Origin of the sequence: Faecalicatena sp. Marseille-Q4148 (genome assembly GCA_018228665.1) — a bacterium.
Lineage (GTDB): Bacteria > Bacillota > Clostridia > Lachnospirales > Lachnospiraceae > UBA9414.
Genome location: CP073692.1, coordinates 664,704 through 684,919, shown reverse-complemented (window position 1 = coordinate 684,919; position 20,216 = coordinate 664,704). Strand labels below are relative to the sequence as shown.

Here is a 20,216-nt window from a genome sequence, read left to right as displayed (position 1 = left end):
GAATATGCTTGCTTTTATTACAACAGAATTTCAAAAGTTAAAAAGATACAGTATTATTTTGGTTGGTATATTTGGTGTAGCGTGTTCCCCTATTATTTCAATCGTTATGCAAAAAATTATGACAGATGAAGCTAAAAATGTCTTGAATTATACATTTCCTGATTTACTTAATAGTACGATTTGGAATAATATGACCATGTTTTTTCCTATGATTATAGCTTTAATTGGTGGCTATATGATTAATCGGGAATACACTGATGATACACTAAAAAATCTGCAAGTTATTCCTATTGCTTTTCCTAAACTGATGATTGGTAAGCTAACTACAATAGGACTACTTTCTATACTTTTAGGGTTATGTAATTCATTTGTCACTATTATAGTCGGAATAATCGCTTGTCGTGAGAATATGACTTTATCAACGATTATAATTGGTACTATACAAATTTGTGGAATGGCATTATTTACATTTATTGGAGAAATGCCACTTATCGCACACTGTGGGAAAAAACAAAACTCTTTCAAGGGCGGGGCTGTTGCAGCTTTTCTATTAGGATATATTAGTATTTACTTCAAAAATCCTATTATCAGAAATTTGTATCCGCTCTCTGCCGGATTAAGTATAGTCGGCTTTAACGGAGAAGGATTTGTGACAGATACTACCGGTGCTTATTCATCTTCTCAAAGCATTTTATTAGGTGTTTTAACGATGTTAGCTATGCTTATATTATCATTGATAATAATTTCTATTCCACAAAAAGAAACTTTAGCTACCCCTTTATCTCAAAAAAGAAGAAAAACAGAAAGGAAGATTGCAAAATGAAAAAGCTGATACCTTTATTTTTAATGTTATGTTGTCTTGTTTCTGTAACTGCCTGTTCTAAAGATGAAATTGTAAGTAATTATAATCAAACCTTACAATCTATTGGAGATAAGGGTTTAACAGATAATAAAGATTTGCAAGGAAAACGTGAATTTGGTATAGATAGCTATGTAGGAAATTATACTGCTGACTATGATGATTTTTCCGGTAATGAAATCATTTTCGGGGGAACAGCTCTTGAACGAGATAATGGAAATAAAATAGAAATTTCTTGTGATATAGCTGCTCAAACCGGGAAGTTGAAACTAATTTTACAAACGGGAACGGATGAACCGAAGATCCTTTGTGATACAGAAAACTCATATAATAATACTATTGAACTTCCATCTGCAAGCAATTATGTTCTGATTGAAGCAGATAATTTTACAGGTTCACTGAAATTAAAACTCAAATGATAATAGAAAGGAAACCATTATGAAAGAAAAATTTTTAAGTATTATATCCCTTGTTACAATTTTTGTGCCTCTTACTATGTTATTTGTTTGGAAGCCTACGGCTGCAAATGCAACAGCTATTGCTATTGGTTACGGTGTTTTTATTGTTGCCAGTTTTCTTTACGCACTATTCTTATTTTTCAAAAGACAGCAACGTGATATTTATGTAAAAGTTGGTTTGGGTGTAAATGTTCTTTACTTACTTGGGATATTATTTATGGTTATAATCCCACGTCTTTTCTAAAATTTCTTTATAACTTTTGAAACGTAGTGGCGAAGACCTTTATATATGGATATTTCGGAACTTTTGATGGATCTTTGTTAAACTATTATATACTTAAGATAAACGTGCTACTGATGGATTCGAAATATAGCACAGAGAAGAAAAAGGTCACGATATAAAACGGCGAGATTTAGAAATAAAAATCTGAATCTTGCCGTTTTATATCTTTGATTAAAAGGTTGCAATTCCCACGCATTAAAGAAGAAATCATCACACTATAAATGGAATTTCAATCTTTACACTTAGTCCATGTGGTTCAAGGTTACTAAAATATAGTTTACCTTTATGCAAATTGACAATTTGCTGTACAATTTTAATTCCCAATCCATGTTCTGTACATTCTGTTTTTTCCTGTGTACTGAAAATGGTTCCAGTATCATTTAAAGTTTTCAAACGTGCAGGACTGATGCCGCATCCATCATCACAAATATCAAAAAAGCAGCTATCAGCATTAGAAAAAATGGAGAGTGTAATGTTACACCCATTTGGATTATGAATAATACAGTTGGAAATCAAGTTGTATAACATACGATGCAGCAAAGAATGATCCCCATTTAATGTAATCGTACAAGGCTGCGAATCCTCCCGAAATTCTATAGGGTATTGTTCTGGTAATTCATTTAAAAATTCACTGACGACCTGCCTTGCTAATTCAACGATATCGACACTTCTTTTTTTTAGAGGATACATGGAATATTCCAGTTTAGTAGTTAAATTAAGATCAGAAATAAGTGATTGTAGTTTTTCGCTTTTTTTTCTTATTGCTTTTGCCTGTTTCCTTGTGATGATAGGAAGATTGGTATCATCTTCAATTTCACATGCATAACCTAAAATGATAGAAAGTGGTGTACGGATATCATGTGAAACACCCCGAATCCATTCTGCACGTGTGTTATCTTTTTTTTGTAAATATTCACCAGCATGATTTAAACAGATATTGATTTCTGATAATTCTCCTTTTTCATCCAGATGGAATGTTTCACTTTTTGAAAGCGCTTGGATACCATTTAGAGCAGGTTTAATTGCCTTTTCTATCCGATAAGTGTTACGTATTAAAAGATAAATCAATAAAAAGATATTAGTAAAAAAGACAATCCCAAGAGTAATAAATAAAGGACGTAAATAAATGGTTTTGAAAGATAAGTAATGATTCACAATATATCCAGGTGGGAATCCAATGACTAAAAGACCTTCTGGATGTTTCCAAACATTTACAGGATAATCTTTTAAATACCATCGACTGAATAAGGCTATATCAGCTGAAGTATATTTTCGAGAAAAATCTGATGGAAGATCGTATTCCCATATAACATCACCAATATCATTAAGTAGCATAGCCCAGGCATCTTCATGTTGCAAGATTTTCTGAACGTCTTTATCAGCATTTATTTTTCCATCCTTTAAAGTAATATGATTGGATAGTTCTTCAATAACCGGATGAGAATTCGTTGCACCATCAAGATAGAGAATGAAATTTAACATACCAAGCAAAAGAATGTTTATCATAAAGAACAGTGCAATAATACCAACTGTTGAAAAAATATAACGGCGAAAAAAATGTTTTACAGAGTTCATTATTTTGCCCCCTTGATATTGAGTAGGTAACCAATTCCCTTAATTGTGATAAGTGAAGTTGGGGATGATGGATTTCCTTCAATTTTTTCTCTTAGGTGACGGATATGTGATGATAAAGTTCTTTCATATCCCTGCCAAAATTCACCACATACTGCTTCACATAAGGAGCCTGTTGTCACGATACGTCCTGCATTATCAGCCAACTTTTTTATAAGTGTTAGTTCTTTTCCGGTAAGCGAGAGACACTCGTCACCTCGCTGAACTTCTGCCTTTTCCAGATTGATGACGGCAGAATCTAAATAGATTTTTCGATCTTTTTCAGGATACGTGCGATTTAAAATTACTTGTGTTCGTAATAATAATTCTTTGGGATAAAATGGTTTTGTAAGATAATCGTCAGCACCATTTTCAAATCCGGCTACCCGATCTTCTACCTCTCCACGCGCAGTTAATAAAAGAACAGGAACCTTACTGGTTTCCCTAATTTTTTTCAATACAGAAAGTCCGTCTATTTCCGGCATCATTATATCAAGTATCACCATGTCCGGTTGAGCATCAGACCATATTTTTAATGCTTCTCGACCAGAAACTGCCGTTAAAATATTAGTAAATCCAGCACGTATAAATATGGACTGTATCATTTCAAGAATATCCATTTCGTCATCTACTACAAGTATTGTTCTATTGTACATAAGACACCTCCCATTTTTGTTGATATTATAGCGCAGAAATATAGTTTTGACCATTTTTTGTTATAAATCTCAGAGTAAAATCAGAGTTACCTCAGCGTTATTTCAAGGACCATAAGATATACTGAAAACATAAAATAGAAAAGGAGATATAAAACTATGGGAAATTACATAATTGAAACCCGCGGATTAACTAAAAAATATGGAAACCAGATCAGTGTTTCCAATTTGAATATTCATGTAAAAAAAGGAAGAATATATGGACTTCTTGGACGGAATGGTGCCGGAAAAACAACTACAATGCGTATGTTATTGGGATTGACACAACCTACATCTGGAGAAGTTCAAATTTTTGGAAAAACATTGGTGAACAATGAAAAAACAATATTACCAAAGATAGGGAGTTTAATAGAATCGCCAGGATTCTATCAGAACCTTACGGCTACGGAAAATTTAAAAATTTTTGCTGATCTGCGAGGATTAAAAAAAGCAGGATGTATCAAAGAGGCTTTGAATCTTGTTAATTTACCTTATGGAGACAAAAAACTTTTTTCTCAGTATTCGCTTGGCATGAAACAACGTCTTGCAATTGCATTGGCTATTATGCACAACCCACAGGTACTTATACTAGATGAGCCTATTAATGGGCTTGATCCGATTGGAATTGCAGAAGTGCGTTCCTTTATCCGAGAATTATGTGATAGTTATGGAAAGACCATTATAATTTCTAGTCATATTCTTTCAGAAATATCTTTATTGGCTGATGATATTGGTATTATCGACCGCGGTGTTTTATTGGAAGAAGAGAGTTTAAAAGAATTGGAAGAAAAAAATGCAAAATACATACATTTTATTACATCTAATGCAAAAAAAGCTGCACAAGTTATTGAAAGTCTTTTTCAAACTAAAAATGTAAAAATCACAGATGAATATAATCTGTATTTATACGATACGGTGTTACCAGTAGCCAAGATTAATCGTACCCTTATCGAATCAGGGATTGATATAAAAGAGGTTCATCTATGTGAAGAAACCTTAGAAGATTATTTCAAAAAAATCACAGGAGGTGAAGGGATTGCTTAAATTAATTAAATGTGAATTCCGTAAGCTCAAACGTAAACATTTTATTTCATTTGTTTTTATTGCAGCATTGCTGTTTCCGATTCCATTTACAGCATTAGTATTGTCTGGAAACATTGCAAATTATTCCGGTTTTGATGCTATTTTTGGATTACTCGTAACATTGGGAGAACCGGTTATGCTTCCGATTGTTTTAGGAATCGTGGCGTCTATGCTCTTTTTTATGGAATATGATAATGATACGCTGAAGAATCTGCAAGTTATTCCAATACTGCCAATAAAATTGGCGACAGCTAAAATTGCAGTACTCTTTATTATGGGGTTGGTTTTTGCACTAGCTACATTATTATCTTCCATGGTAGGAGGAATAATTGCTGGAAATGAATTGATTAATATCGGTGAAAAGATATGGATTTCAGCAATCACAGCATTGCTCTATACTGCCAGTACATTACCAGTTGTTATTGTGATTGTTTGGCTGAATAAATCTTATGTTTTTTCAATTATAGTAACATTTTTTTATACAGTATTTGATTATATGATGGCGTATACAGGGCAATTTGCTTCAGATAATCAAGCTATAAAACTTATTTCAACGATATTACCTGCGCCAACTATTTATCGCTGGCAGGCATCACAATTTGTTTCTCCAGACTTGCCTGCATATCCAATTATAAAGCCGTATTTTCTACCTCTTTGGATAGCGGTATTAACGACATTTGTCATCGGAATAATCTCATATTTGATAATTGTCAGACTATATAGCAAAAAAGAAAGTTGAGGTAGACATTATGTTAAAAATCGCAAAAACAGAATTTTATAAATTGAAACGGTATTCTGTCATATGGATAGGTGTTGCTACAATGTTAACAGTTGTACTATTGAGTCGACTTATGGCAGTAGCAACAGATGGTACAGTTCATACTCTTGAACAATTTTCAGGTACTGTGATCTGGAATAATTTTAGTCTTATTTTTCCGGCAACAATTACATTGATTGTTGGATACATAATAGAAAGAGAACGGGTTGAAGATACATTGAAAAATATTTTGACAATTCCATTGTCATATAGAAATCTGTTAACGGGAAAAATAATCGCTGGTGGTGCAGTAGCAGTGTTTCTGGCTTTTATTGAATTTATTTTTACAATGTTGGTGTTTATTATAAGCAAATTTCCAGGCTTATCGTTCAGTGGTATGATACTTGCATTTGTGAAAATGACTGTAATGAATCTTTGTGTTTATGTAGCTGTGCTCCCAATTATCATTTTTACAGGACAGCGTTCTGGTAGCTTTATGGCCGGGGTTGGCTTCTCTTTCTTTTATGGGTTTGTTGGAACATTTGCTTCTGGTCATGGGTTAGGAAATGTATATCCAATTACTGCGGGGTTAGGGATTATCAATTATCAAAATGGAGAAGAAGTTACGTACAACGTTGTATTAAGTGTAAGTGTCTTGATGGTGATGCTTATCATTAGCACAGTTATGCTCTGCTCAGCCCAAAATAGAGTTTCATCAGAAAAAAATAAGTCTAAGAAACCAAGAAACAATTCAAGAAGAAAATGAACAAGGGACTAACTTGAAGGAAATAATCATTCTATAGGTAGGAAGAGAGGATCTCATGATAAAAATTCAACAAATATTATCTGTTATGGAAACGTTGTGTTTAATTGTTTTTATCATATTAGCAGGTATTTTCTATATGATAATTACATTGATTGGAGACATGATAAATTTTTGTTCTAGAAAGTTTAGAAATAAAAGAATGAAAATGATACCTTCCAAGAAAGGAGAAATTATATGAGAAAGAAATACGAAGTTGTCGGTTTGGTAATAGATGCGAAAAAAGAGTATGAAAAGTTGTACTTTTTCGAAAGAATATTGGGATGTTCCATTGAAGATTTTGAAAAGACACTTGTGCAACAAAAAGAAAAAATGAATACAAGCCAGTATCTAGCTAGCATCTCAGAAATGAAAGATGATCTATTTTCCGTTCAGGCATTGTTAGATTCTGTAAATATGAGAAATAAGGAAAATACATTAATTAGGGATCTGACGATTGGTGAGCGGAAGATAATTGCATTAATAAAATTTGTTGTATGCAATAAAAGCCGATGTGTACTCCAAAATCTTTTTCATGGAATGTCAGAAATGGAAGTGAAGAAGGCAAGTGTATTATTAGTGGAAATTTCTACATATACAGATGTTTATTTAATTGATTCTACTACTTATGGTTTTGAAATATGTGATAGGATAGTATATTGGTCAGATAATAAGTGAAAAAAAGAGTATAGAAATGAAAAGGGCATATAGAAAGTATGGATGAGATTATTGTAGAAACACGTAATTTGGTCAAAAAATGGGGTAGTCAAATTTGCATTGCTTTATTTTTAAGTTTCCTAAATTAAAAAACGAGATGGTAGCTTTCCAATGAATCGCAAGAAAAAAGCAAGAATATAAATCTGTTATTTTCACAACTCTATGTTAAAATGTTCTTACTCATACTACGAAAGGAGGCCCTATTTTTGTCGAAAGCAACACTATTTGACAGCCGTATCAAAAAATACGCTTACTGTAAGCCGCTAGAAATCTGTCGGGATCTTGGAATATCTGCCCTTGGGCTGTCCGGAGAACAAGTGGATGCAATGCGGGAAAGATATGGTAAAAACAGTTTTCAGGAGCGAAAAACGGATACCACTATCCAGCGTTTGCGGCGAGCGTTTATTAATCCATTTCATGTGATTCTATTTATTTTAGGTATTGTTTCTCTTGTCACCGATGTTTTTATGGCTTCTAATTTTGCAAGGAACGCTACCACTGCTCTTATCATTTTTTCTATGATCGTAATCAGCGGTATCATCCGTTTGATTCAGGAGCTGCGAGCGAAAAGCACAGCCGCACAGCTTGACCGTTTGATTCACGAAAAGGTTACCGTAAGACGAAATGGGAAACTAAGGGAAATCCCTGGTGAAGAATTAGTGGTAGGAGATCTGGTTCTGTTTTCTGCTGGTGATCGTGTTCCTGCGGATATTCGGCTAACAAAAGTAACCGATCTATTCATTTCCCAGGCCGCTATCACTGGAGAAAGCGCCATTTTGGAAAAAAGCTGCCGTACACTTTGTTACAAAGAGCAGGAACCCATAACACAATTGGAAAATCTTGCGTTTATGGCGACTACAGTTATCAGCGGAAAAGGGGAAGGCATTGTACTGGCGGTAGGAACGGATACTCTGTACGGAGAATTTACAAAACCGGATTCCGAAGATAAAAATGCTTTTCAAAAAGGAGCCAATTCCATTGCCTGGGTCATGATCCGGTTTATGGCAGTTCTGGTTCCCATTGTATTTCTTATATTGGGAATTACAGGTGGAAAGTGGCTGGAATCCTTTGCATTCGCACTGTCTGTCGCGGTAGGACTGATGCCGGAAATGCTCCCCATGGTCATCACTGCCTGCCTGGCAAAAGGAAGCCTTGCCATGGGAAAAAAGCAGACCATCATCAAAGATCTGAATGCCATGCAGAGCTTTGGAAGTATGGATGTGCTTTGTATGGATAAAACAGGAACACTGACCAATGAAAATATTCTGTTGGAATATTATATGGATATTCTGGGCAATGAAAATACAGAGGTCCTGGATCTTGCTTATCTGAACAGTTCCTATCACTCTGGTGTCTGCAACCCCATTGACAATGCCATTCTTGCATGCAAATCCATGCCAGGCAGGGAAATCCATTATGCCAAGCTTCTGACAGAATATCAAAAGGCAGATGAAATTCCTTTTGACTATACCCGTAAGTTTGTCAGTACCCTTGTACAGGACAGTACCGGAAACAGCCATTTGATTATGAAAGGGGATATTGCACACATCCTTTCCCGATGCAGTCATGTAGAATATCAGGGAACACGACTTCCTATGGAGAAAGATGCCAGACAAAGCGTATTTTCTGTGGTAGGGGAAATGTTGCAGGATGGGATGAAGGTTATTGCTGTGGCTCGGAGAAATGTGGGAACACGAAAGGAAATCACACCTGACGATGAAAAAGATATGACTTTGGTTGGTTATCTGTCTTTCTTTGATGCTCCGAAACAGACTGCAAGCGAATCCGTAACAACACTGAAGAGATTAAAAGTAATTCCGAAGATTCTGACCGGAGATCAGGCAGCCATTGCGGTATCCGTCTGCCGCCGGGTTGGAATCTCTGCGGAACATATCCTGACCGGCACCCAACTGGATGAAATGACAGACTGTGAACTGAAAAAGGTGGTAGAAGAAACCCATGTTTTTGCAGAGCTTACTCCCGGTCAGAAAGTGCGTCTGGTTTCTGCACTCAAAGAGAATGGTCATACTGTTGGATTTCTTGGGGATGGGGTCAACGACATTCCTGCACTAAATGAGGCAAATGTAGGGATTTCTGTAGATACAGCAGTGGACGCTGCAAAAGATGCTGCTGATGTTGTACTACTGCAAAAAGACTTAAATGTATTGGAGCAGGGTGTCCTGGAAGGGCGAAAAACTTTTACCAATATGCTGAAGTATATTAAAATCACTGCAAGTTCCAATTTTGGAAATATTTTTTCCATCATTTGTGCCAGTGCATTTTTACCGTTTCTTCCTATGACCTCCATTCAGATCCTGCTTCTGAATCTGTTATATGATACGCTATGTATCGTACTTCCCTGGGACAATGTAGATGAAGAAGAAATGCTGTCCCCAAGAGACTGGTCCGGCAAGACACTAAAGCAGTTTATGCTTTCTTTCGGACCGATCAGTTCCCTGTTTGATATTGTGACTTTCCTGTTTTTGTATTATTTCCTATGCCCTGCACTGTGCGGAGGGGCAACTTACCTGCAGCTTACCGATCCTTCCCTGAAGCTTCAGTACGCTGCTTTATTCCAAACAGGCTGGTTTTTGGAGTCCATGTGGACACAGGTTTTGATCCTGCATTTCCTTCGTACTGCCAAAATCCCGTTTCTCCAAAGCAGGGCATCTGCACCGGTCATCTCTATCACTCTGGTAGGGATTCTTGCTTTTACAGCCCTTACGTTTACCAGCGGGGCATCACTGTTTGGACTGACAAAATTACCGCTTTGGTATTTTGCCTTTTTGCTGCTTGTGGCATTTTTCTATATGCTGCTGAGTTCCGTAACCAAATATTTTTATAAGAATAAATATCAAGAGTTAATTTAAAGGAGGCGTTCATGATGAAAAAGAATATCAGTTATATTCCCATGGATCATGCCCTTGAAATCTGGCTCTTGGAAAAATTATTAAGGGAACCGCCGGAAAGTGCTTATACAAAAGATCTGCTTTCCGGTATTCAGGACATGATAAGCGGTGAAGTATCCTCGCTGTTATTAGGAGACTCCGAAGATACAGAGGTGGCTATTGGTATACAATCGGATGCACTTCTGATCGGTGATCTGGAGATTCGTCCAAGAAGTCGGAAAGTCCTGATAAAAGGTTCTGAAATCAGCCTGACACCAAAGGAATTCGACATTTTATATTTTCTTGCTAAGAATCGTGGAGAAGTTTTTACAAAAGAACAGATTTACCGTGCAGTATGGGAGGAGGATTATCTTCTGGATAACAGTAACATCATGGCTTTTATCCGGAAACTGCGGAAAAAGATTGAACCTGCCCCAGATTCTCCCACATACATTTTAACGATCTGGGGGATTGGTTACAAATTTAATGATGAGTTATGAGAAAGGCGGACTGAGACCATTTTAGGTTCCAGCCCGTCTATTTTCTTGCCAAATCGCAAGAAAATCGCAAGACTTTAGCCATAGGATTCCCCTGCTGTTTTTTATATACTTTTCATGGTCAAAGAAACGTATCCAGAAATACGTTAATGATGAATGACTATCTTTCGGTTTTGTTATCAGGTAAGTGCTGTGGTCTGGGTTATTCTTGCTACCACTATGATTGTACTTGCCACCAAACTTTTGAAACTGACAAAACGAAGCAACCGCTTCTATCACTAAAAGGAGGATCAGACAATGGACTTTACTTGCATTTTTTTTGGATTCCTATTTACCTTTGCCGGTCTTTGGTTTGCCTTTGGAAAGGGCTACCTCCATCTTTCCTTATGGAAAAATATGCCGCAAAAAGAGAAGGATAAACTTCGAATTGTCCCGCTTTGCCGTAATATCGGAGGAATCATTACCTTAAACGGTATCATCTTTCTGGTAAAAGGATTTTTGCCCTTGTTTTCAAACCACTGGTTTGTATCTGCAATGATTGCATGGATGATACTTGCCGGCTTAGATGTCTGGTATATCGAAAAGAGCAACCGATACCACAGACCGTAATTCCCATTGCGGTTTTACATAGATAGCTTTTAAAGATTGTGAGGTGAAAGACATGGACTCTGAAGGCAGTCCACGAAGGCAGAGAATATTGTATGAGTGTCCACAGATTCCGTGTCCCTCATATCATCTTCCTTGCCCCTACAAAAATTCAAGGAGGTAAGACCAATGAACAAAAAAGAAAATCGTATGGCTGTTCGCCAGACTGTAGAAAAGGCAGTCATCCGTGACGAACAGAACCGTCGCATCCAATCTGCAGCAACCAACCCGGTAAAAGAGGTTTTAAAAATCCTTCATACCACACTTAGGGGGTTAGAAGCAGATACCGTATCCGTAAACCGTTCCAAATACGGTACGAACAAAGTCACCCATGAAAAAAAGAAATCCCTGGCAAAACGTGTGGCGGGTGCATTTATCAACCCTTTTACTGCTATTTTATTTTGCCTTGCTTTTGTTTCCACGATTACGGATATGATTTTCCCGTATTTTTCACTCTTTGGAAGCGTACCAGAGGACTTTGATTTTTTGACAGTCGTTATCATTTTAACTATGGTATTTATTTCCGGTACCCTTCGCTTTGTGCAGGAATCCCGCAGCGGAAATGCGGCGGAAAAGCTGCTTGCAATGATCACAACCACCTGTACCGTCACCCGCATAGGACAGGAAAAAACAGAGATACCCATGGATGATCTGGTGGTAGGTGATATTGTCCATTTATCTGCTGGGGACATGATTCCGGCGGATGTCCGTATCCTGGATGCAAAAGATCTATTTGTCAGCCAGGCAAGCCTTACCGGAGAAAGTGAACCGGTTGAAAAGCTCTCTCATGTAAGCCCAAGCTCACATAAGGACAGTGTGACGGATTATACCAATATTGCATTTATGGGCAGTAATGTAATCTCCGGAAGTGCAACGGCTGTTGTTATCTGTGTTGGCGATCATACGCTGTTTGGCTCTATGGCCGCTGCTGTTGCCGGAGAAGCTGTGGAAACCAGTTTTACGAAAGGTGTCAATGCTGTGTCATGGGTGCTGATTCGTTTTATGCTGGTGATGGTTCCGCTGGTATTCTTTGTGAATGGCATTACAAAGGGGGATTGGCTGGAGGCTTTCCTATTTGGGATTTCCATTGCAGTGGGGCTCACACCGGAAATGCTTCCGATGATTGTAACCACCTGTCTTGCAAAAGGCGCTGTTTCCATGAGTAAAAAACAAACGATTGTAAAAAACCTCAATTCCATTCAGAATTTTGGTGCTATGGACATCCTCTGCACAGACAAGACAGGGACACTGACACAGGACAAGGTGGTATTGGAATATCATCTCAATGTAAATGGAGAAGATGATACCAGAGTCCTTCGACATGCCTATCTGAACAGTTATTTTCAGACAGGATATAAAAATCTCATGGATCTGGCTATTATCCATAAAACAGAGGAGATGGAAGCGGCAGATAAACGTCTGATTGACCTGTCCGAAACCTACATCAAGGTGGATGAGATTCCCTTTGACTTTAAACGCCGCCGTTTATCCACTGTGGTACAGGATAAAAACGGAAAGACACAGATGGTAACAAAAGGTGCTGTGGAAGAAATGCTTTCGATCTGTAGCTTTGCAGAATGTGACGGGCATGTACAACCTCTGCGTGATGAAGTGCGGAGCCGGATTTTGAAAACTGTAGATGGATTAAATGAAAAAGGCTTTCGTGTTTTGGCTATCGCCCAAAAGAGCAACCCATCTCCAGTAGGAGCTTTTGGTGTTAAAGATGAATGCGATATGGTGCTGATTGGTTATCTGGCATTTTTAGATCCACCAAAAGAGTCTACTGCCGATGCTATCCAGGCATTGAAAAACCATGGGGTCCTTACCAAAATCCTCACAGGTGATAATGAAAAAGTAACCCGAACCATCTGTAAACAGGTCGGGCTGAAGGTTCGCAATATGCTCCTGGGTTCTGATCTGGAACATATGAGTGATGCTGAACTTGCCAGAGTGGCAGAAACCACCGATGTCTTTGCGAAACTGACACCAGAGCAGAAAGCCCGTATTGTTTCTGTTCTTCGTGAGAATGGTCATACCGTTGGATTTATGGGTGATGGAATCAATGATGCTGCTGCCATGAAATCAGCAGACATCGGCATCTCTGTAGATACAGCGGTAGACGTGGCAAAAGAATCGGCAGACATCATTCTTTTAGAAAAAGATCTGATGGTTTTGGAGCAGGGCATCATTGAAGGTCGGAAAACCTATGCCAACATGATCAAATACATCAAAATGACGGCTTCCTCCAATTTTGGAAATATGTTTTCCGTACTAGCTGCATCGGCTCTTTTACCATTCCTGCCAATGGAAAGTGTACATTTGATTTTCCTGAACCTGATCTACGACCTGTCCTGTACAGCAATCCCATGGGACAATGTAGATGAAGAGTTTATTGCCAAACCACGAAAATGGGATGCCTCCAGTGTAGGCAGTTTTATGATCTGGATCGGACCAACCAGCTCCATCTTTGATTTTACCACATACATTTTCATGTACTTTGTATTCTGCCCATTCTTTGTATCCAAGGGTATCCTGTTCAATGACCTGCCGGCTCATTTTAGCGGAACAGAGCTGACGGCGATGCAGACACAGTATATCGGAATGTTCCAGGCTGGCTGGTTTGTAGAATCTATGTGGAGCCAGACATTAGTAATCCACATGATCCGTACACCGAAGCTCCCATTTATCCAGAGCCGGGCATCTGCTCCTGTGACATTCCTTACGATGACAGGGATTACGATTCTGACCATCATACCATTTACGATATTCGGAAAGCTTCTTGGGTTTGTGGCACTGCCAGCAGCATACTTTGCATATCTGCTTCCGTGTATCTTATTGTATATGATTTTGGCAACAAGCTTGAAAAAGGCTTATGTTCGTCACTTTGGCGAATTGCTTTAAGGAGGTGCAACAATGAACTGGAAAGAACTTTGGATGACACTTTTTGGAACTACGGAATGGCTTGGTCTGAACATGGGATTCTGGGTGGCTTTAGCTGCTGTATTACTGATTGTAATTCTCATGAATGTCCTGTTCTGGTCTATGAAACCGAAAACAGACACCAAAAACTATCCTAATAAAAAAATATGATTCTGTTTGTTCGCAAGAGCAATTCCAGTGCGTATAATTTCAAAGATGAATATTATAGAGTCGAGTGAAATGGTTGAATAAATATTATAAAGGTACGATTGAAAAGAAAGTACCATAATATAATAATTTTTGTGATTTAGGACATTTCTGAGACATTTCTGTGACATTTGTGTTTTACACTATATTTAATAAAAAAAGTACATGATACAAAATATTTAGAACAGCTATATTTACTATAGAGAAAAAATAGATGCAATAAATCACCATTGTTTGTTTCTCAAGGACAGGTGATATGTATGAAAGATAAACAACAGAAATATCTACTAGAGCATTATAACAATCCAGATACATATTATGCTGCAGCCTTCGGGTTTGCAGCATTTTTTATATTGTCCTGTTTCTTCAAATACTATTATTACAAAATATATGCCATTCGAGGTACGCCCGGATGTCGATCACCTTGTAATTTTTTCAGGAAACCGAATGAGAAAAAACGACAATGGGGAGAAATTAAACATGCAGAAATTAGAAAGCACAAAAATGGAATATATAAATATAATTGACAAACAAAATATACTATATCTTTCGGATTACCAGAAAGGAGAAAAAACGTTTCAATCGTATCTGCAGGATACTTACTTTGTGAGAAGTCAGAGAATACCAAAGAAAGGAAGAGCTCTCTCACTGACTAATGAGAATTTTGTCCTTTGTATTATTGATATGATTCGTTTTACGGACAGAAGCGCAGAACTCGTCCGAGAGATACATCAGAAAACAGATATGCCTATTTTGTTTATTTCAGGAGCAACGCTGCATACTAGACAACAGGAAGAGACAATACTAGCAATACAATGTGGTGCAGACGAGTATCTTGACAATTCTAAGTCTACTGAGGAGATTGCTATACGAGTGTGGGCACTTATCCGTATACAAAAACGTGTAAAAGAAGAGCCTGGAATTTGGAACTGTCGTGATATTGAGATAGTGCCGGATAAAAGGCAGATTTTTTATAACGGGAAAGAAATTTTGCTTACCAAAATAGAATTTGATATTGTTCAGTTTCTGGCGGAACAGAACGGAAGAGTTGTTACTTATAAAGAAATATACGAAAAAGTATGGCATTGTGAGTATCTTCAAGATGATGGCAATATTATGGCTCATATACACCGAATTCGACAGAAATTAGAACGTGACGTCAAAAATCCGATGTACATACAGAATGTATATGGAATCGGTTACCGTTTCGGATGCTGCGTGAAACAGATTAAAAATACGAATCGCCAAAAAACTTTTCAAAAGTTTATCCCGGTTTGATGTTAGAGGCAGTGTTGTAGCGGGCACTGCCTTTCAAAATCTCGGAAATACTTTCATATAATCATACCATACCATGATTTTCCCTTTTTATATAACCACATATCCGGCAATAATCTATACTGAAATTATAGCCGAATATTCGGCAATGTTCAAGGGATAAATGTTCGTGATAATAGAGTTATAAAAGCATACGCAAACACAGTGAGTGACATTCTTAGTCATTTACCGCTTATATAGCCGAATATTCGGCAACGTATAAAATAACAGGTTTTCCTATAATACATAGTAGAGTATAGAATGATGACAGGATGTGATTGCTATTATCAGCTATGAACCGTTATGGGAAACTTTGCGTAAGAAAAATATCAGCCAGTATTCTCTGATCAAAGACTATGGTTTTAGTACTGGTACACTGGATGCACTACGGAAGAATAAAAGTGTGACGTTGAATACGATTCACGATATTTGTACCTTACTAGACTGCGAGCTGGGAGATGTTGTAAAATTCGAGAAAGAATAACTAAGAAATACAATATACTGAAAAAGAAACATTGACCAATACTATATATTGTGCTATTATGAAAATGAAATTTGTATTTGTATTCATCAGACGATGGATAGCGTATTTTAGTTTCGGAAAAGTCCGAAAGTGAATTATGAGGAATGTAAGATTCCTGTCTGTCACGCAAAATATAAGTGAGGCATTTAGAATGGAAGAATTCTAAATGCCTTTTTTGTTTTTTAGCTATAAGGATGAAAGCAAATACGAATGAAATAAAATCACAAGGAGGTATAAAAAGAGAAATTAAAGAAGGGAGGACATGAATGAAATGAATCGCAGCACAAGAAAAACAAGATACTGGCGATAAAGTGTTTAGGAAGAAATTTCTAAGCACTTTTTTTCTGCAAAAATAAAGGAGGATATGCATGAACAAATCAATTATGATGGGAAGACTGGTAAGAGATCCGGAGGTTAACTACACAACAAAGAAAGATGGGGATGAATTTATTGTAGCAAATTTCCGTATTGCCGTAGATAGAAAATACAGTGACGAAACTGATTTTTTCCCATGTACGGCATTCGGATGGCTGGCAGAATTCGTAGAAAAATATCTGTATCAGGGCATTAAAATCGTAATCACCGGAAGAATGGAAAACAATAATTACACCAACAAAGATGGCGATAAAGTGTATGGTGTAAGACTATGTTGTGATGAGATTGAATTTGCAGAAAGTAAGAACAGTCAGGATGACGATGATGAAGATTCCAGAAACAGAAGCAGAAATTCAAAAAGTGGACGGAGTTCAACAAGAGGAAAGAAAAATTCTGGAAGTCAGCGGTCATCAAAGAGTAGTTCAGGCAGATCCGGCAGAAGTTCCAGTTATTCTTCCGGAAAAAGCAGTCGTGGTAGCAGCCAAAGAAATCGGACAACCAGAAATGACGATGTAGATGACCAGTTTGATGAAACAGATTACGAAGAATTTGATTAAAGAATCCTGGGGGGAATATCCCCCCGGGAAGAAAGAGGTAGCTTATGGCAGAATGGAAGAGATTAGCAGAAAAATATAAATGGCTTTGCATTCTTACAGGAGGAATTGGTTTTTTTCTAGCTCCTTTTTTGTGGCCGATTTTTCTTGCAATTATTTTTCAGTCCTTAAGTCTTGCGGTACCCGTTATAGTGGCAGTGTTTTTTATAACAACCATACGGAAGGAGAAGAAAAATGAACAAAAATGCGACAATGAGAAAGTACAGACCAGAAATACAGATGATGTTTTCTCAGAAAACATATCAAAAAAGGGAACTTCAGCGAAGCAGACAGATGAAACGGAAGAGCATCTACCGGAAGGAAATAAAAAAGAACAATCACAACCATTAAAACAGAAAGCGTATCCGCAGCATGAGAAATACGAGACGGAATGCAGGGCAGTTGCATGGTATCAGCTTGAAGGAAAAGGGCGTATTCAAAATCTGAAAGCGAAGATGGAAAATGAAAATATTCGGATGTTTTCAATTAGTCCGGAAGGCGTCTGCTGTGTCCGGGAAGGAAACCGCTTTCGGAGAATCGGTGTATTAAGGGCATTCCCCTGTCGGGAGACAAAGGCGCTGATAAAATGTTTGTCCAAAGATCACATCCATGCTGTTAAAAAAGGAAAGTATCTATGGTTATCTTGGGAAAGGGGTGTCGCTAGATGATACATGGAAAATCCATTGAGCGGATATTTTATAATGCAGGAAATGGGTACACAGTTGCGTCTTATCATACAGAAGAGGAATTACCCAAAAAAGTAACACGTTCCCATCCGGAAAATCCCGGATATTTTCAAGCTGTAGGAATTGAACTTCCTACAGGAGCAGATGTAGAAGTTGAATTAGATGGAGAATGGAAAGAAACAAAATATGGAATGCAGTTAGATGTGTCTTCCTTTCGCATCTGTATTCCTGAAACGGCTGCAGGAATCAAAGCATACCTTGCCTCTGATATGATCAAAGGGATTGGTCCTGTAACAGCGGATCGTATCGTTGAGAAGTTTGGAGAAAAAACACTATTTATTATGGAGAATACCCCTGAAAAATTGTTGGAGGTTTCAGGAATCACAGAAACAAAATTAGAGACTATACTTGACGGTTACCATAAAAGCAGACAGTTAAGAGAATTGATGGTTTATCTGGCACCTTTCGGGGTGACCTCCAATAAGTTAATGCGCATACAGGAACATTTTGGCAGCAACGCTTATCCAATTATTAAAAAGAACCCGTTCCGTTTGTGTGAGATTAAAGGATTTGGATTTTTAACTGTAGATCCGATTGCCAGAAAAGCAAAAAATTTTAAAGTGGATAATCCAGAGAGGATCAAGGCGGCAATTGCTTATGTGCTTCAGAAAGCTGCCGACGAAGAAGGACATCTGTTTTTGAAAAGTGATGAGGTAGTGGAACGGGCTGCTGAATTATTAAATCATGTGAACGAACACCAGAAAGTTTCTGAACGTGCAATTAAAGATGCCGGAAACGAAATGATACGCAAAGATCAAACATTAATCGGAAATGGAGGCGGAATCTATACCAGACGGAATTTCCAGGCAGAAATGGGGGCTGCTGCACAATTAATGCAGCTTTTGCTTCAAAAAAGAAAACAACGGGATATTGATTCCCTCTTGCGGCAGGTTACAACAGAAGAAGGGATTATCTTAAGTAAAACACAGGAACAGGCAGTACGTCAGGTGTTCCAGTATCCGGTATCTATTATTACCGGAGGTCCAGGAACCGGAAAAACAACTCTGATCCGCATCATTATTCGAATTCAGGAAAAACTCAACAAAGATTCTGTGATTTTGCTTTGTGCACCCACTGGACGTGCCAGAAGACGTATGTATGAAAAGACAAATTTTCCAGCAATGACAATGCAGAAAGCAGTCGGGACTCCCGCAGAGAATGAAGATGAGGAAGAAATGTGGAATGCCGGTAAACTGGAAGATGATTTTATCATAGCTGATGAGTTTGGTATGTGTGATATGTATCTGGCAGACAGGTTTTTTTCAGCAATAAAGAAAGATGCAACCCTTGTTATGATAGGAGACAAAGATCAGCTTGGCAGCGTGGGACCAGGAAATGTATTTCATGAGATGATCGTTTCAGGGATGATTCCGACTACCATTCTCGATTCCTGCTTTCGTCAAGAGGAAGGAAGTACGATCGTGGAAAATGCGGTACGAATCAATCAAAAGCAGACGAAACTCATTTATGATGATACTTTTGAATTTTATACTGCTAATACTCCGGAAGATGCATCTGAAATTATACGGGATCTGTACGAAGAATACTGGAAATCAAAAGGAAAACGGACAGATGAGATACAGGTTCTGTCACCTCTGAAAAAAAATACCGCAGCTGGTTCGGATGCACTTAATGAAATGCTCCGGGAAGTGGTTAATCCCAAATGTCGTGGACGCAAGGAAGTTAAAAATGGAGGACGTCTCTACCGAGAAGGGGACAGAGTTATGCAGACGGAAAACAAAGATGAGATTTCCAATGGTGATCTGGGCGAGGTGATAAGTATATCCAAAAAAGAAGGAAAAAGTATCATGCGGGTCGATTTTGGTGATGACAGGATAGTAGATTTTACAGATGATGATTATTGGCCTTTAACTCATGGTTATGCAATGTCCGTACATAAGTCTCAGGGCAATGAATGTCCGATTGTGATCATTCCTATGTTGGGATGTTTTTGGCGCATGTTGCAGCGTAATATTTTATATACCGGGATTACTCGTGCGACAAAGAAAGTAATTATTGTAGGCAGTAAACGGGCAGTTGCTCAAGCGATCCGAAATAATACCACAGCTAAACGTAATACACTTTTCGGAATGCGTTTAAAACAGGTAGGAAAAGAATTATTGAATGCATATGAACGACGTAGTGCATAGATTATAAAAATTATTTTAAAATAATTATTATAAAGTAAAAGTGGGAAAAGCGGTTTGTCAACATGATGAATCGCTTTTCTTATTAATATGGAAGGAG

19 protein-coding genes are annotated in these 20,216 nt (G+C 37.7%); 17 read left to right on the top strand and 2 right to left on the bottom strand.

Features of this window, described 5'->3' with window-relative positions:
• Window positions 1-4: 4 nt before the first annotated feature.
• From KFE17_03295 to KFE17_03285, 3 genes are read left to right on the top strand one after another with little or no spacing between them, the layout of a single operon-like run.
• The gene (locus KFE17_03295; protein ID QUO32793.1) at window positions 5-823 is read left to right on the top strand and encodes an ABC transporter permease; all 819 of its coding nucleotides are present in this window, start codon (window positions 5-7) and stop codon (window positions 821-823) included.
• Window positions 820-1,278 (top strand): hypothetical protein, encoded by a 459-nt coding sequence (locus tag KFE17_03290; protein ID QUO32792.1) that lies wholly within the window; start codon window positions 820-822, stop codon window positions 1,276-1,278. The genes KFE17_03295 and KFE17_03290 overlap by 4 nt, the downstream gene beginning before the upstream one ends.
• A 19-nt stretch (window positions 1,279-1,297) precedes the next feature.
• A complete protein-coding gene (locus KFE17_03285; protein ID QUO32791.1) occupies window positions 1,298-1,561 on the top strand; it encodes a hypothetical protein in 264 nt (87 codons plus the stop codon).
• Between the two features lie 249 nt (window positions 1,562-1,810).
• Here the strand turns inward: KFE17_03285 and KFE17_03280 are convergent, their stop codons facing one another.
• Together KFE17_03280 and KFE17_03275 are read right to left on the bottom strand one after the other, a co-directional pair.
• The gene (locus tag KFE17_03280) at window positions 1,811-3,175 is read right to left on the bottom strand and encodes a HAMP domain-containing histidine kinase (protein ID QUO32790.1); all 1,365 of its coding nucleotides are present in this window, start codon (window positions 3,173-3,175) and stop codon (window positions 1,811-1,813) included.
• On the bottom strand, window positions 3,175-3,867 hold the full coding sequence (locus KFE17_03275; GenBank protein ID QUO32789.1) for a response regulator transcription factor: 693 nt from the start codon (window positions 3,865-3,867) through the stop codon (window positions 3,175-3,177). Before KFE17_03275 ends, KFE17_03280 begins: the two co-directional genes overlap by 1 nt.
• A 156-nt stretch (window positions 3,868-4,023) precedes the next feature.
• Here KFE17_03275 and KFE17_03270 point away from each other — a divergent pair, with 156 nt between their 5' ends.
• The 14 genes from KFE17_03270 to KFE17_03205 all read left to right on the top strand — a co-directional run bounded on the left by KFE17_03270 (window position 4,024) and on the right by KFE17_03205 (window position 20,119).
• Window positions 4,024-4,947: an ATP-binding cassette domain-containing protein gene (locus KFE17_03270; GenBank protein QUO32788.1), complete on the top strand. Its 924-nt coding sequence runs from the start codon at window positions 4,024-4,026 to the stop codon at window positions 4,945-4,947.
• A complete protein-coding gene (locus tag KFE17_03265; protein QUO32787.1) occupies window positions 4,940-5,725 on the top strand; it encodes an ABC transporter permease in 786 nt (261 codons plus the stop codon). Before KFE17_03270 ends, KFE17_03265 begins: the two co-directional genes overlap by 8 nt.
• Window positions 5,726-5,735: 10 nt before the next feature.
• A complete protein-coding gene (locus KFE17_03260) occupies window positions 5,736-6,509 on the top strand; it encodes an ABC transporter permease (GenBank protein QUO32786.1) in 774 nt (257 codons plus the stop codon).
• A gap of 234 nt (window positions 6,510-6,743) precedes the next feature.
• A complete protein-coding gene (locus tag KFE17_03255) occupies window positions 6,744-7,223 on the top strand; it encodes a hypothetical protein (protein QUO32785.1) in 480 nt (159 codons plus the stop codon).
• Window positions 7,224-7,468: 245 nt separating this feature from the next.
• Complete coding sequence (mgtA, locus tag KFE17_03250; protein ID QUO32784.1) at window positions 7,469-10,132, top strand: magnesium-translocating P-type ATPase; 2,664 nt, start codon at window positions 7,469-7,471, stop codon at window positions 10,130-10,132.
• 14 nt (window positions 10,133-10,146) lie between these two features.
• Window positions 10,147-10,650 (top strand): winged helix-turn-helix transcriptional regulator, encoded by a 504-nt coding sequence (locus KFE17_03245; GenBank protein ID QUO33603.1) that lies wholly within the window; start codon window positions 10,147-10,149, stop codon window positions 10,648-10,650.
• Window positions 10,651-10,944: 294 nt separating this feature from the next.
• A complete protein-coding gene (locus KFE17_03240; protein QUO32783.1) occupies window positions 10,945-11,256 on the top strand; it encodes a DUF3784 domain-containing protein in 312 nt (103 codons plus the stop codon).
• A 165-nt stretch (window positions 11,257-11,421) separates the two neighbouring features.
• On the top strand, window positions 11,422-14,193 hold the full coding sequence (mgtA, locus tag KFE17_03235) for a magnesium-translocating P-type ATPase (GenBank protein ID QUO32782.1): 2,772 nt from the start codon (window positions 11,422-11,424) through the stop codon (window positions 14,191-14,193).
• Between the two features lie 12 nt (window positions 14,194-14,205).
• Complete coding sequence (locus tag KFE17_03230) at window positions 14,206-14,382, top strand: hypothetical protein (GenBank protein QUO32781.1); 177 nt, start codon at window positions 14,206-14,208, stop codon at window positions 14,380-14,382.
• Window positions 14,383-14,922: 540 nt separating this feature from the next.
• Window positions 14,923-15,696, top strand: coding sequence for a response regulator transcription factor (locus KFE17_03225; protein ID QUO33602.1), 774 nt, complete (start codon window positions 14,923-14,925; stop codon window positions 15,694-15,696).
• Between the two features lie 319 nt (window positions 15,697-16,015).
• Complete coding sequence (locus KFE17_03220; protein QUO33601.1) at window positions 16,016-16,216, top strand: helix-turn-helix transcriptional regulator; 201 nt, start codon at window positions 16,016-16,018, stop codon at window positions 16,214-16,216.
• Between the two features lie 407 nt (window positions 16,217-16,623).
• Window positions 16,624-17,187, top strand: a complete 564-nt coding sequence (locus KFE17_03215; protein QUO32780.1) for a single-stranded DNA-binding protein — start codon at window positions 16,624-16,626, stop codon at window positions 17,185-17,187.
• A gap of 44 nt (window positions 17,188-17,231) precedes the next feature.
• A complete protein-coding gene (locus KFE17_03210; protein QUO32779.1) occupies window positions 17,232-17,891 on the top strand; it encodes a hypothetical protein in 660 nt (219 codons plus the stop codon).
• Window positions 17,888-20,119: an ATP-dependent RecD-like DNA helicase gene (locus tag KFE17_03205; protein QUO32778.1), complete on the top strand. Its 2,232-nt coding sequence runs from the start codon at window positions 17,888-17,890 to the stop codon at window positions 20,117-20,119. Before KFE17_03210 ends, KFE17_03205 begins: the two co-directional genes overlap by 4 nt.
• Window positions 20,120-20,216: the final 97 nt, after the last annotated feature.